General features: G+C 62.0%; 8 protein-coding genes and 1 pseudogene. 4 read left to right on the forward strand and 5 right to left on the reverse strand.

The window, feature by feature from the left end; genetic code table 11:
- The first annotated feature begins 8 nt into the window (after positions 1–8).
- From C2U30_RS03045 to C2U30_RS03060, 4 genes are all read left to right on the forward strand, one after another.
- Positions 9–1,193 (forward strand): acyltransferase family protein, encoded by a 1,185-nt coding sequence (locus C2U30_RS03045; protein ID WP_103243132.1) that lies wholly within the window; start codon positions 9–11, stop codon positions 1,191–1,193.
- Positions 1,194–1,541: 348 nt separating this feature from the next.
- Positions 1,542–2,579 carry a selenide, water dikinase SelD gene (gene selD, locus C2U30_RS03050; RefSeq protein ID WP_069651257.1) on the forward strand — a complete coding sequence of 346 codons (1,038 nt, stop codon included), beginning with the start codon at positions 1,542–1,544 and terminating at the stop codon, positions 2,577–2,579.
- Entirely contained in the window at positions 2,576–3,706 is a 1,131-nt protein-coding gene (gene mnmH / locus C2U30_RS03055) for a tRNA 2-selenouridine(34) synthase MnmH (protein WP_103243133.1), read from the forward strand. Before selD ends, mnmH begins: the two co-directional genes overlap by 4 nt.
- Positions 3,700–4,344 carry an MBL fold metallo-hydrolase gene (locus tag C2U30_RS03060; RefSeq protein ID WP_103243134.1) on the forward strand — a complete coding sequence of 215 codons (645 nt, stop codon included), beginning with the start codon at positions 3,700–3,702 and terminating at the stop codon, positions 4,342–4,344. The genes mnmH and C2U30_RS03060 overlap by 7 nt, the downstream gene beginning before the upstream one ends.
- Here the strand turns inward: C2U30_RS03060 and C2U30_RS03065 are convergent.
- From C2U30_RS03065 to hrpA, 5 genes and pseudogenes are all read right to left on the reverse strand, one after another.
- The gene (locus tag C2U30_RS03065; protein WP_103243135.1) at positions 4,320–5,336 is read right to left on the reverse strand and encodes a response regulator; all 1,017 of its coding nucleotides are present in this window, start codon (positions 5,334–5,336) and stop codon (positions 4,320–4,322) included. The two genes, C2U30_RS03060 and C2U30_RS03065, sit on opposite strands and share 25 nt — an antisense overlap.
- A pseudogene (locus C2U30_RS23070) lies at positions 5,333–8,526 on the reverse strand (response regulator). The gene C2U30_RS03065 and the pseudogene C2U30_RS23070 overlap by 4 nt, the downstream one beginning before the upstream one ends.
- Before the next feature lie 204 nt (positions 8,527–8,730).
- Entirely contained in the window at positions 8,731–9,018 is a 288-nt protein-coding gene (rplY, locus tag C2U30_RS03075) for a 50S ribosomal protein L25 (protein WP_010674717.1), read from the reverse strand.
- Positions 9,019–9,182: 164 nt separating this feature from the next.
- Entirely contained in the window at positions 9,183–10,016 is an 834-nt protein-coding gene (locus C2U30_RS03080) for a hypothetical protein (protein WP_103243136.1), read from the reverse strand.
- A 71-nt stretch (positions 10,017–10,087) separates the two neighbouring features.
- Positions 10,088–14,002 (reverse strand): ATP-dependent RNA helicase HrpA, encoded by a 3,915-nt coding sequence (gene hrpA / locus C2U30_RS03085; protein WP_103243137.1) that lies wholly within the window; start codon positions 14,000–14,002, stop codon positions 10,088–10,090.
- Positions 14,003–14,057 lie beyond the last annotated feature (55 nt).

The following is a 14,057-nucleotide window of genomic DNA, read 5'->3' on the forward strand; positions in this document are numbered from 1 at the left end:
ATCCCGTCATGAATCAATCATTGCCGCTGTTGACGCCGCTGCGGGGCATCGCTGCCCTGATGGTGGTGCTGTTCCACGCCCGCTTGCTGCTCTTCCCCCAGTGGATGGAGTCGATCGCCGGCCACACCCAACTCATCGAGAACGGCTACCTCTGGGTCGATCTCTTCTTTATCTTGAGCGGGCTGGTGCTGGCCCATGTCTACGGGGAGGCTTTCGCCCGCACGCCCCGCACCATAAGTTATGGCCGCTTCCTCTGGCTGCGGCTGACCCGGGTTTATCCCCTCTACCTGGTGACCCTGCTGCTGCTGGTGGGCTGGGAGCTCTACAAGGCCCACCACGGGATTGGCTTCTACGCCGGCCCCCTGTTCAAGATGTGGGAGTGGGAAGGAATGCCTCCGTTCGGCTCACCCTTTACCCCGGCCGAGGCGCTGCCAAGCAGCCTGTTGCTGCTGCAGGTGGTGACGGATCAGGGGCTGACCTGGAACTTCGCTGCCTGGTCGCTCAGCGTGGAGTGGATTAGCTATCTGCTGTTTCCGCTGCTCATTCCCCTCGCCGTCACCCGCAGCCCCTGGAGCAACCTCGCCCCCTTGCTGGCCCTGACGGTGCTGGCCTTTATCGTGCACAGTCGCGGTACCCTGGATGTCACCAGCGGGGCGCTGGCCATCGGGCGCGGGGTGAGTGAATTCGTGCTCGGCCTCTGGCTGCTGCCGAAGGTGAAGGCTGCCCGCCAGTGGTCCATGATGCAGCAAGATCTGCCGCTGCTGCTCGCCTTTGTGCTCCCCTTCGCACTGATGCAGTTCACCATGACACCGTTGTTGACCCTGCTGCTGATCAGCGCCTACGTGTTGCTGATCTGGATTGCCGCTGCCCAGGGTGATCGCCAGAGCCCGCTGCTGCGCCTCCTGGACAACCGCTTCGCCAACTGGCTGGGGGATCTCTCCTACTCCATCTACCTGCTCCACGCCCTGGTGTTGCTCACCGGCTGCGAGCTTGTCCACTCTCTGGCGCCGGGGCTCACCGCGTGGTGGTACGCCCAGACCAACCCCTTGCTGGGGGTGCTGGCCACCCTGCTGATGCTCGCCGTGCTGATCGGGCTCTCGGCGCTGAGCTACACCCTGCTGGAGCGGCCGCTGCAACGGCGCCTGCGCCGGCTAGGCAAGGCTCCCCAACCAGTGATGGAGCAAGCTGGCTAGTTTCCGTCACCACATGCAGCCCCGATGCAAGACAGGCACGCCGTCGGGGCGGCTCAAAGTGGGACTAGCCAGAGCAAGGCGAAGAGTACGGCTCTTTTTGAACCCGACAATCCCCTGCGCTTTGTGTGAATTCCAGTTCGAATCAAGAGGGCCGTCTGTGGCATAATGGCCCGTCCTGTGGTCCTCGGCGGGGCTTCGCCGGCGCATCCTTGCCCTCCTCCCGTCCTGCCAGGCAGCCTGACATCACTGTGTTCACAGGCCGCCAGGGCCACCCTATTTTTGCGCGCACATTTGACGGTGCCACAGCAGTTATTTGCACACGCAAGTCTGCCCACACAAGGGGAAAGCATGTCTTCCATTCGTCTGACCCAATACAGCCACGGCGCTGGCTGCGGTTGCAAAATCTCCCCCAAGGTGCTCGACACCATCTTGAAGAGCCAGATCCCGGGCTTTGACGACCCGACGCTGGTGGTCGGCAACAGCAGCAAGGATGACGCGGCCGTGGTCGATATCGGCAACGGTCAGGGTATCGTCTCCACCACCGACTTCTTCATGCCCATCGTCGATGATCCCTTCACCTTCGGCCGCATCGCCGCCACCAACGCCATCAGCGATATCTACGCCATGGGTGGCAAACCCATCGTAGCCATCGCCATCCTTGGCTGGCCCATCAACATACTCGCACCTGAAGTGGCCCAGCAGGTGATCGACGGCGGCCGCCAGGTGTGCCACGAAGCGGGTATTTCTCTGGCCGGCGGCCACAGCATCGATGCCCCCGAGCCCATCTTCGGCCTCGCGGTGACCGGTATCGTGCCACTCGACGCCATCAAGCAGAACGACACCGCCCAGGTGGGTGACACCCTCTATCTGACCAAGCCCCTTGGCATCGGTATCCTCACCACAGCCCAGAAGAAGGGCAAGCTCAAGCCCGAGCATGAGCAACTGGCCCCGGATGCCATGTGCACCCTCAACAAGATTGGCCAGCGCTTCGCCGCCTTACCCGGCGTGCACGCCATGACCGACGTGACCGGTTTTGGGCTGGCAGGCCACCTGCTGGAGATGTGCGAAGGTTCCGGCGTCAGTGCCCGTCTGGACTTCAAGGCGCTGCCGCTGCTGGACGAGGTGGATTACTACCTGAGTGAGGGCTGCGTACCAGGCGGTACCCTGCGCAACTTCGACTCCTATGGTGACAAGCTGGGCGCCATGGATGATCGCACCCGCAACATCCTGTGCGACCCGCAGACCAGCGGCGGCCTGCTGGTAGCCGTCGGTAAAGAAAGTGAAGCCGAGCTCCTTGCCATTGCCGCACAGGCAGGGCTGACCCTCTCTCCCATCGGCCAGTTGCAGGCCCGCACCGGCAACCAGTTCATCGAGGTTGTCCAATGAGTACCCTGCCACTGGCCACGGATTACGCCCGGATCTTTCTGGATGAGGTTCCACTCATCGATCTGCGCGCCCCTGTCGAGTTCAAGGAAGGGGCCTTTCCCACCGCCGTCAGCCTGCCGCTGATGACGGACGAGGAGCGTGCCCGGGTCGGTACCTGTTACAAGCAGGGGGGTCAGGCCGCAGCCATCGCCCTGGGCCATCAACTGGTGGGAGGCGCGGTGCGCGCCGCGCGCATGGAAGGCTGGCTGGCAAGGTTGCGCCAGCAACCCGACGCCCTGCTCTACTGTTTTCGCGGCGGCCTGCGCTCCCAGACAGTGCAGCAGTGGCTGGCCGAGGCCGGCATCACCCGCCCCCGGGTCGCGGGCGGCTACAAGGCGCTGCGCCACTTTCTCATCGACACCCAGGCGAAGGCCAGTGCAGAGTGCGACTGGACCGTGCTGACCGGCATGACCGGCTCCGGCAAGACCCACATGCTGGCGCACATCACCCAGGCGGTGGATCTGGAAGGGCACGCCCGTCACAGGGGGTCGTCGTTTGGCCAACTGCCGGGTGGGCAACCCGGCAACATCGACTTCGAAAATCGGCTTGCCATCGAGCTGCTTCAGCGTCGCAACCGGGGAGAGTCACAGTTTGTACTGGAAGACGAGAGCCGTCTCATCGGTCGCTGCGCCCTGCCACTCAACCTTTATGAGGCCATGTGCCGGGCTCCCCTGGTGGTGGTGGAGGTGCCGCAGGAGGCACGGGCCGAGCAGATCCGCACCGATTACGTGCAGGATCTCTGGCTGCGCTATCTGGAGTTCCATGGGCCAGATGCAGGCTGGCCGCTGTTTGCCGGCTACCTCACCGACGCCATGGCCAGGCTCAAGCGCCGACTCGGGGACAAGGATTATCGCGAACTCGATGGGCTGTTGCAGGCCGCCCTCAGGGAACAGGCCCAGAGCGGGGACACCCGCGCCCATCTGGTCTGGATCAGGCTGCTGCTGACTCGCTACTATGACCCCATGTACCGCTATCAGCTGGACAACAAGCGCGAGCGGATCCTGTTTCGTGGTGACAAGGAGGCCTGCCTCGCCTTCTTCGCCAAACGCTCCCCCCTTCAGACCCCTCAGGAGAGTCCCACATGTTGAAGTTCGAGGTGATCCCGGTCACCCAGTTCGCCCAGAATTGTTCCCTTATCTGGTGTGACGAGACCCGCCAGGCTGCCCTCGTCGATCCCGGCGGCGAGGCGGACAAGCTGCTGGCTGCCATAGCCAAACGGGGGCTGACCCTCACCCATATCCTGCTGACCCACGGCCATCTGGATCACGTGGGCGCCGCCGCCGAGCTGCGCGAGAGAACCGGTGTCGCCATTACCGGCCCCCACAAGGAGGATGCCTTCTGGCTCGATATCCTGCCCCAGCAGAGTCAGATGTTCGGCTTCTCCCACACACCGGCCTTCACCCCCGATCACTGGCTTGCACAGGGTGACAAGGTGCAGCTGGGCCGGTGCAAGCTGGATGTCTATTTCTGCCCGGGCCACACTCCGGGCCACATCGTGCTGCTCTGCCAGGCAGAACACCTCGCATGGGTGGGGGATGTGCTCTTTGCCGGCAGCATAGGCCGCACCGATTTCCCGCGCGGGGATCACGGGACGCTGATCAAGTCGATCACTGAGACCCTTCTGCCCCTTGGCGATGAGATCGTCTTTATTCCGGGCCATGGCCCGAGCTCCACCTTTGGTCACGAACGGGCCAGCAATCCCTATCTGACACAGCCCATCTGGTAATCCCCCCGCTCCTCGCGGGCATCCCATTGAGCCTTGAGGCGCAAGATCTCCGGCATGATCTCGAGAAAACGGGAGAGCAGCCGGGGATCGAAGTGCTGGCCGGAGCCATCGCGCATGGTGGCCAGCACCCGGTCCAGGGGCCAGGGCTCCTTGTAGGGACGACGCACGCTCAGGGCGTCAAAGACGTCGGCGATGGCCACGATCCGCGACGCCTCGGGGATCCCCTCGCCGGTCTCGCCAGCGGGGTAGCCGGAGCCGTCCCATTTCTCGTGGTGGTGCAGGGCAATCTCCGCCGCCATGCGAAAAATGGGGGCATCGGATCGCCTCAAAATCTCGTAACCGATGCGCGGGTGACTTCGCATGATGACCCACTCCTCCTCGGTGAGGGGGCCGGGCTTCTTGAGGATGTGATCGGGGATACCAATCTTGCCCATGTCGTGCATGGGGGCCGCCAGCTCCAGCAGATCCGACTGCTCCGGGCTCCAGCCCGCCGCATCAGCCAGGGCCCGGGCGTAAGCGGCCATGCGCCAGATATGCACCCCGGTATCGGTGTCGTTGTAGTGGCCCGCCTCGCTCAGCATGACGATGGCAGTGCGATAGCTGCACTCGAGCTGATCGAGGCGCACCAGGGAGAGATGATTGCGCACCCGGGCACGCACCGTGCTCGGACAGACCGGCTTGTAGATATAATCCACTCCGCCCGCCTCAAACCCCTGGCTCTCGCTGTCTGCGTTGTCGCTCGCGGTGATAAAGAGCACCGGGATCCCGGCGTGAGCCGGATCAGCCTTGAGCCGGCGGCACACTTCGTAACCATCCATGTCGGGCATGCGCACGTCCAGCAGGATAAGTGCCGGCTCGTGACGCCCCACGGCGGCCAACCCCTCCTCTCCCCCTTTGGCAAAGAAGAGGTTGTACTCCTCTTTGAGGATTTGCCGCAGCAACCCGAGGTTGCTCGGCTCGTCGTCGATGATCAACACGCGCGGTCGACTCATGGCGCAGGTTCCTCCCGATCCTCCAGATAATCCTCCAGATAATCCTCCAGATAATCCTCCAGCTTGCGGGTGGCGAACGGGATATCGAACAGCTCCAGGGCTGCGCTTATCTCGCTCACTAGTTCACAAGGAAGGTGACTCCTTGCCTGGCTCAGCGCCGGCTCAATCAGATCCAGATCCTCGCTCACCAGGGCCTGATGCAGGGCGTGCAGGCAGACCTCCCGCGCTTCCCCCTGGGCCAGCGGGGAACTGACCGCGCCCGGCTCGCGCCCGGCATAGGTATCGATGGAGTGTTGTGCACGCTCCAGGGCCTCGAGGAAGGGTGCGATAAGCTGGCTGGTGTCGCCACCCTGCTCGATGGCCTCGTTCAACTCGGCACTGATACGCGCCACATCGGTGAGTGACAGGCTGCCCGCCACCCCCTTGAGCTTGTGGGTCAGGCTCGCGGCCGCATCGGTCTCGTGCTGGGCGATATAGTCCGGCAACACGGTACCAACCGTCATGTAGTCATCGCGAAAACGCCGCAGGTATTTAAGATAGACCGAGGCTTCACCCCAGTTGCGCAGTCCGGTATCGATATCGATGCCGGCCACCGGCTCATGGGGGAGTGGCTCGTCGCTCACGGTGAGCGGCAGGACACAGTCCGGCAGATAACGCAGCAAGGTCGCGATAAGCTGCTCCACATCGAGCGGCTTGGCGATGAAGTCGTTCATGCCAGAGGCCAGCGCCGCCTCCCGCTGATCCTTGAATACCCCTGCGGTGAGTGCCAGCACGGGAGTCTCCTCCCGCCCCGGCAGCAGACGCAGGCGACGGGTCGCCTCGTAGCCATCCATCACTGGCATCTGCACATCCATGAGCACCAGATCGATGCGCCGTGCCGGATCTGCCAGGCAGGCCAGGGCTCGCTCCCCATCGATGGCGGTGATCACCTCGGCCCCCTCCCGTTGCAACAAGCGGGTCGCCACCTCCAGGTTGATGTCGCTGTCATCCACCAGCAGTATGTGCACGCCCGGCAGGCGCAGACGGCGCTGGCCACTCTCAAGGGGCTCCACATGCTCGCGCTTCTCGTGGATGAGACGTGCCACCGCGTTGTAGAGACTGGAGCCGGTGACCGGTTTGTGCAGCACCAGATCCACCTGATCCGAGCCGGGGCGGTGCATCAGTTCATCCTGGGAATAGGCGGTCGCCATGATGATGATGGGTGAACGCTCCTGCTGCTCGAAGGCGCGGCGAATGGCCAGGCAGGTCTCGAGCCCGTCCATGCCCGGCATGATCCAGTCGAGCAAGATCACGTCGAAACGCTCCCCCTGGCGCAGCAGATGGTGCAGCGCCTGCTCACCGGACTCCACCACCCGCGACTGCCATCCGAGGGAACCCACCGTCATCGACAGGGCGTCGCGGGTCACCTGATTGTCGTCGGCGATGAGCAGCGAGATGTGCTGCAGGCGCTCGTTCAAGGCCTCGGGCCGCTCCACCTGCTCCAGCCGGACGCGGAACCAGAATTCGCTCCCCTTGCCAAGCTCGCTGGTGACGCCGATGTCCCCCCCATCAGATTCACCAGGCGGCGACTGATGGTCAGACCAAGCCCGGTGCCCCCGAAGCGGCGACTGGTGGAGGAGTCTGCCTGGGAGAATGCATTGAAAATGTTGGCCTGCTGCTCGGGGGGAATGCCGATCCCGGTGTCGCGCACCCGAAACAGCAAGGTGGCCATGCCGTCTTGCTCTGATTCCAGCACAACCTTGACCTCCACTTCGCCGCGTTCGGTAAACTTGATGGCATTGCCAGTCAGGTTGAGCAGCACCTGCTCGAGGCGCAGGGCGTCCCCAATCAGATGGGAAACCGGCTCGGGGGCACTGCTCACCACCAGTTCGAGGTGCTTCTGGCCAACGCAGGTGGACATGATGGCCGCCACGTGATCGAGCACCTCTTCGAGACTGAATGGCACCCGCTCAAGCTCGAGCCGACCCGACTCAATCTTGGAGAAATCAAGGATGTCGTTGATGATCCCGAGCAGCGCCTGCCCGGCCTGGTGGATTTTGCGCACCAGGGCATGCTGACCATCGTCGAGCCCCCCCTGTTCGAGCAGGTAGGTCAGCCCCATGATGGCGTTCATGGGGGTGCGGATCTCGTGGCTCATGTTGGCGATGAAATCACCTTTGACCTGTGCCAACCTGGCCGCTTCCTGCTGGGCCAGTTGCTCCTTGTGCCTGCTGCGCACCAGTGCAGCCACACCGGCACCAAACAACAGCAGCAGCACGGCGCTGGCGGCCAAGATGATCCCCCAGATATGAGTGCGAATGGCCTGCAGCTCGCTGTGCGGCACCAGGGACGCGGCTTTCCAGATCAGCTGATCATGATTCTGTGCCGGGTACAGGGTGGTCCAGCTCCAGAGTCCGTCGGCAGACTCCATCTGGCCGTTTGATGCGTCCCAGAACGCCTGCCAGGCCTGGGGAGAAGTCTGCTTCAGAGTCAGATCCGGGCGCTCGAGCATGAAGCCCCACTCCCGGGATGGGTCCGGGCTGCGCAGCCAGTATCCGTCCTGGTTGAACAACATAATGTGATCGGCTGCCTTGCCGCGGTTGTCGGCAAACTCCTTGAGCATACGGGCAGCCTGGACGTTGATTAGCAGCAGACCAAGATCACGTCCCCCAAGGCGCAGACGCTTGGCAATGCGGATCATGGGGTTGAAGGGGCGATCGATCACCCCGTGTTCAACGTTGAGATCGAGCGGCGAGACGTAGACCCGCTCCCAGGGCAGCGCCATGGCATCGCGAAAGTAGTAACGCTCCCCCTTGTTCTGCAACTGGTCGTCCGTCACACGCCACAGACGCTGGCCCTGGCGATCGATGCGCACCCGCTCCATGCCATCCGGGGCAAGCCAACGCACCTGGGCATAGTCGGGATTGCGGTTCAGCAGGATGGTGAACTGGACGGCCAGGGTGTCACGGTCATTGCGAGCCGCCGCTTCGAGCAGGATGGGTTCTTCCGACATGCTGCGCACATGGCGCAGCGGCACCGCCAGCTCGCCGTCAAGGCGGCCGCTGGCAAGCGCCAGGAAGGTGCTTTCATCGCTGCGAACGCGATAGAGCTCGCGCTCGATCAGTGCATTGCCCAGCAGATAGCCACCCGCCAGGACCAGCAGCAGAATAGGTGAAAACAGCAGGATATATGTCCGTACGATTCCTTTCATAACGGTCAACATCGCCCCGAAAAATGGACTTACCCGAGTACTTTTTGAACATCAGAGCACCACAACACGTGTCCTGCTGTCAATCATGCCTACAAGTAAAGACCAATAGTGCTGTTTGAGTATTTTATTTTCCCGGAAAAAATGCTGTAAAAACAAAGAGGCCACCCGATTGGGTGGCCTCTTCACAGGAAAGTTCGTTGTCGATTAGACGCGAACGAAATCCAAGTGAACCAGCTTGTAGCGAACCGGGTGACGCTGGATAGCCTTCACGTTCACTTTGACTTCTTCACCGTTGATGACCAGGGTCAGCTCGGAGGAGTAGAACTCCGGCTTCTCTTGGGCCAGGATCAGCTTTTTGTGGTCCAGGGTAACGGACACGGCTTCTTTGCCTGCACCGTAAACGATGGCAGGAACCAGGTCAGCATGACGCAGGCGGCGGCTCGCACCTTTCCCCAGGTCAGAACGGACTTCAGCTTGGAATACGAAAGACATAGTGATTATCTCTTTTAAGATGAATGTATGGTGTTGACTGCGACCGGTCAGCACCTCGCAAAACGAGCGCGAATACTAGCACGGGCCCGAAGGGGATACAAGGAAAGAACCCGCGGCACTCCTCTCTAGGCAAAAAGGCACTCCACCACGCCTCTCGCCATCCCCTAACGCCCCTGCTCCAGACGGGCAAACTGCTGCTGTCGCTGGGCCGGGCTCAGGGCATCGAATTGCGCCAGAGTCTGCGCTTTCGGGCAATAGAGGCGCTGCCCGGCCTGTACCTGGATCCCTTTGACCATCCTGTCACGATTTTCCTGCACCAGCGCCAGCAGATAACTGTAAGTATCCGAGCCGCCGGCCTCCTTTGACTGAAGCTGGCTTGCAATGCGCCACAGGGTTTCTCCCGCCGCCACCTGATGACAAACCCGCGATGCCTCCCCTGCCTCCGTGGCGGAAAGAGTCAGGGTCGCCTGCTCAGGGGCAGAATCTGCGGTGGCCATGGGCTGTGCATTTTCCTGTCTTGCCAAGGCCTGTATGGGGACTCCCTGCCCCCCCAGCCGTGCGAGCAAGGGCTCCCCCAGAGGCATCCGCATCTTCCTCTCCCGGGGCAGGGAGAACTCGGCGACAAAGGCGACAGCACCCGGGACTTCGAACGAGGGGGCCGAGGAGGCGGCTTGCTGTACTGATTGGTGGGGCGCCATGCCATAGGCCATCTCATCGATGCGCTTTAGCCTGGCCAGGTAAGCCTTGGAGAGCTGGGCCTCCCCTTCGAACAGATCGAAGGGGGGCACCAGCCGGGCAGGAAAGAGGATCTGCCAGCGGCCATTCTTCTTTCTCTGTTCAAGTGGGGGAAACTGATTGCCCCGCCAGGCCGCAAAAATGGGCGGCACGGGGCGCAGCACCGGATAGAACTCCGGGTTGAGCTGCACCCAGGTTTGTTCCGCAATGGGTTGATACCCGCTGATGTTGACCAGTGCCACCCCCAACCAGATCCCCAGCATATGACGGCCTCCCTTCCCTTTGGCGTCTCGTTGCTTTCACACTATGGCTCAGAAAACAGATAGATAGCAGCTTAGCACTGGGCAATGGCGCTCTGCACCCGTTTATCCGAGATAGGGTATGGCGTCCCCAGTTGCTGGGCGAAGAAGGAAACTCGCAGCTCCTCGATCATCCAGCGGATATTGGCCACCTCGGCCGGGATCAGCTGGGATTTGGGGATCTTGGCGAGCAGTGCCTTGTACTCCGACTCCACGCTGTGCACCTTCAGCATGTAGACCCGATCCCGGTTGGGATCGATGGCGAGCTTCTCGAGCCGCCGCTCGATGGCCCGCAGGTAGCGCAGCAAGTCAGGCAGCCGCTGCCAGCCGGTCTCGGTGACAAAGCCCTTGTGAATGAGGTTACCCAACTGCTGCTGGATGTCCGACATGGCAAAGGCGGTGTCGAGCTGCATCTTGCCCTTGAGCCGTTTCTTGATCTCATGGGAGAGGGTCAGCACGGCTTCCACCTGTTTGGCCACCTCCACCACCGCATCGTTGAGCTCGGCGCGGACATACTCCTTGAGCGCCTCGAAACCCGCCTCGTCCCAAGCCAGCCCGCCGTGCTGCTCAATCAGCTTGTCGCAGCCGCAGGCGATGCAGTCATCGATAAGCTCGGCCACCTTGCCAAACGGGTTGAAATAGAGCCCGAGCTTGGCCTTGTTGGGCAGCTTCTCCTGCAGAGATTTAATGGGCGATGGTACGTTGAGCAGTACCAGCCGGCGCTGGCCAGCCCACATCAGCTGCTGCTGTACCACCGGGCTCTCCACCAGCTGGATGGCGACCGAATCCTTCTGATCCACCAGGGCCGGATAGGCCTTCACCTCGAACCCGCCCCGCTTCTGGCTGTACTCTTGCGGCAGCTCACCAAAGCTCCACAGGGTGAGACCGGACTGCTCGATATCATCGTCCGCCACTTGTGACAGGGTCTCCTGCACCTTGCCGCGCAGCGACTCTTTCAAGGCCTCCAGATCTTTACCTTCCGCCACCTTCTTGTGTTTGTCGTCCACCACCCGGAAGGTGAGTTTGAGGTGATCGGGTACCGCTGACCAGTCCCAGGATTCGCGGGGCACGGTCACGCCGGTCATGCGGCGCAGCTGACGCTCCATCTCGTCCAGCAGCGGCCCCTGCTCGGGGTTGATGCTGGCGAGCAGCGCATCGGTATAGTTCGGCGCTGGCACGAAGTTCTTGCGCATCGGCTTTGGCATCGACTTGATGAGGGCCACCAACAGCTCATGACGCAGACCCGGGATCAGCCACTCGAACCCCTTCACCTCCACCTGATTCAAGAGCGGCAGCGGAATATGCAGGGTCACGCCATCGGCGGCCTCCCCCGGCTCGAACTGATAGGTCAGCTTGAGCTTGAGGCGCCCCTGCTGCCAGAAGTTGGGGTAGTCGAGATCGCTGATGTGGGCCGCATCCCCCTTCATCAACATCTCTTTTTCGAAGTTGAGCAGCTCGGCGTCCTGCTTTTGCGCCTCTTTCCACCACTTGTCGAAGTGACGGGCGGAAATCACATCCTCCGGCAAACGGGCATCGTAGAAGCGGAACAGGTCCTCATCATCCACCAGAATGTCGCGCCGACGGGACTTGTGCTCCAGCGCCTCCACCTCGGCCAGGAGCTTGCGGTTATCGCTGAAGAAACGGTGGCGGGTCTCGAAATCCCCCTCCACCAGGGCGCGGCGGATAAACAGCTCGCGGCACAGCGCCGGATCGACACGGCTGAAGTTGATGGTGCGCTCGTTGACCAGAGTCAGGCCATAAAGCGTCACCTTCTCCTTGGCCATCACGGCGCCATTTTTCTTCGACCAGTGGGGGTCGCTGTGGTGCAGCTTGATGAGGTGCCCTGCCAATGGCTCCACCCACTCGGGTTCAATTTTGGCGTTGATGCGGGCGTAGAGGCGCGAGGTCTCTACCAGCTCGGCGGCCATCACCCACTTGGGCGGCTTCTTGAACAGACCCGAAGCCGGGAACAGGTGGAAACGGCCGTTGCGGGCGCCAAGGAACTCGGGCTTTTCCAGATCCTTGTTGCCGATATGGCTCAAGAGGCCGGTCAGCAGCGCGCAGTGCACCGTCTTGAAATCCGCCGGTTCATGGTTGGCTTTAAAACCAAGCTCTTTCACCGTCTGACGCAGCTGGAAGTGAATGTCCTGCCATTCACGCACCCGCAGGTAGGAAAGAAACTCCTTCTGGCACATGCGGCGAAACGGGTTGCTGCCAAGGGCATCCTGCTGCTCTTTCAGGTAATTCCACAGATTGACGAAGGCGAGGAAGTCGGAATCCTTGTCTTCAAAGCGTCTGTGCTGCTCATCGGCGGCCTGCTTCTTCTCCATGGGCCGCTCGCGGGGATCCTGAATGCTGAGAGCAGCGGTGATCACCATCACCTCGCTCAGGCAGCCAGTCTGCGCCGCGCTGATCACCATCTTCGCCAAACGCGGATCAAGGGGGATGCGCGAGAGCTGGCGACCGGTCTCGGTCAGCTGCAGTTTGGCTTCGCGATCGCCGGAGGCGGGCAATTCCCTCACCGCTTCCAGCTCTTTCAATAGGGTCAGGCCATCCTTGATATGGCGCGACTCTGGCGGCTCGACAAAGGGGAAAGCTTCCATATTGCCAAGGCCGAGCGCCAGCATCTGCAGGATGACGGAGGCCAGGTTGGTGCGCAGGATCTCGGGGTCGGTGAAGGCTGGGCGGCCGTTGAAATCCTCCTCCGAGTAGAGACGGATACAGATGCCGTCTGCCACCCGACCGCAACGCCCTTTACGCTGGTTGGCGCTGGCCTGGGAGACCGGCTCGATGGGCAGGCGCTGCACCTTGGTACGCCAGGAGTAGCGGCTGATGCGGGCAGTGCCCGGGTCAATGACGTAACGAATGCCCGGCACCGTCAGCGAGGTCTCCGCCACGTTGGTGGCCAGTACGATGCGCCGTCCGGCGTGTGGCTGGAATACCTTGTTCTGCTCGGCGTTGGAGAGGCGGGCGTAGAGCGGCAGCACCTCGGTGTCGCGCAGATTGAGCTTGCGCAGGGCATCGGCGGTATCGCGGATCTCCCGCTCGCCGTTCATGAAGATGAGGATGTCCCCCAGCCCTTCGCGGGCCAGCTCTTCCACCGCATCGAAAATCCCCTGCAGTTCATCGCGCTCCTCCAGCCCTTCGCTCTTGTCACTGCTTTTTTTATCAACAAACAGTGGGCGGTAACGCACCTCCACCGGATAGGTGCGACCGGAGACCTCGATCACCGGCGCCTTGTTGAAATGACGGGAGAAACGCTGGGGGTCTATGGTGGCCGAGGTGATGATCACCTTGAGATCGGGGCGCTTTGGCAGCAGCTGTTTGAGATAGCCCAGAATGAAGTCGATGTTGAGGCTGCGCTCGTGGGCCTCATCGATGATGATGGTGTCGTACTGGGTGAGCATCCGGTCGTTCTGGATCTCCGCCAGCAGGATACCGTCGGTCATCAGCTTGATGTGGGTCTGCTCGCTCACCTGATCGGTAAAGCGCACCTTGTAACCCACGTAGTGGCCGAGTTCGGACTCCATCTCTTCTGCAATACGGGCAGCCACAGTGCGGGCCGCCAGACGGCGTGGCTGGGTGTGGCCGATGAAGCCCTTCACCCCACGCCCGAGCGCCAGACAAATCTTGGGGATCTGGGTGGTTTTGCCCGAGCCGGTTTCCCCGGCGATGATCACCACTTGGTGCTCTTGAATCGCCTTGGCGATCTCCGCCTGCTTCTGGCTGACCGGCAGGTTGTCCGGATAGGTGACCTTGGGTACGCCCGCAAGACGGGATTGGTAGCGCGCCTGTGCCACATCCAGATCGGCGGCGATGGTCTCGAGCACGGCAGCCTGCTTGGCTTCCGGCAGCTTCTTGACCCCATGCAGTCGACTGGAGAGACGGCGGGCGTCGAGATTCATGCAGGCGGTAAGACGGCGGCGCAGCGCCTCGATAGAGAGAGACAAGGTACGAATTCCTTAAAAGAGTGCCCATCAAGGGCCATATCGATAGCTGGGGGAG

The organism is Aeromonas sp. ASNIH5, assembly GCF_002902865.1.
GTDB lineage: Bacteria > Pseudomonadota > Gammaproteobacteria > Enterobacterales > Aeromonadaceae > Aeromonas > Aeromonas caviae.

Coding starts and splice junctions, on each gene's coding strand:
- C2U30_RS03065 (WP_103243135.1), bottom strand. CDS start 5,336: ATGAGTCGACCGCGCGTGTTGATCATCGACGACGAGCCGAGCAACCTC.
- C2U30_RS03045 (WP_103243132.1), top strand. CDS start 9: ATGAATCAATCATTGCCGCTGTTGACGCCGCTGCGGGGCATCGCTGCC.
- C2U30_RS03060 (WP_103243134.1), top strand. CDS start 3,700: ATGTTGAAGTTCGAGGTGATCCCGGTCACCCAGTTCGCCCAGAATTGT.
- selD (WP_069651257.1), top strand. CDS start 1,542: ATGTCTTCCATTCGTCTGACCCAATACAGCCACGGCGCTGGCTGCGGT.
- C2U30_RS03080 (WP_103243136.1), bottom strand. CDS start 10,016: ATGCTGGGGATCTGGTTGGGGGTGGCACTGGTCAACATCAGCGGGTAT.
- rplY (WP_010674717.1), bottom strand. CDS start 9,018: ATGTCTTTCGTATTCCAAGCTGAAGTCCGTTCTGACCTGGGGAAAGGT.
- mnmH (WP_103243133.1), top strand. CDS start 2,576: ATGAGTACCCTGCCACTGGCCACGGATTACGCCCGGATCTTTCTGGAT.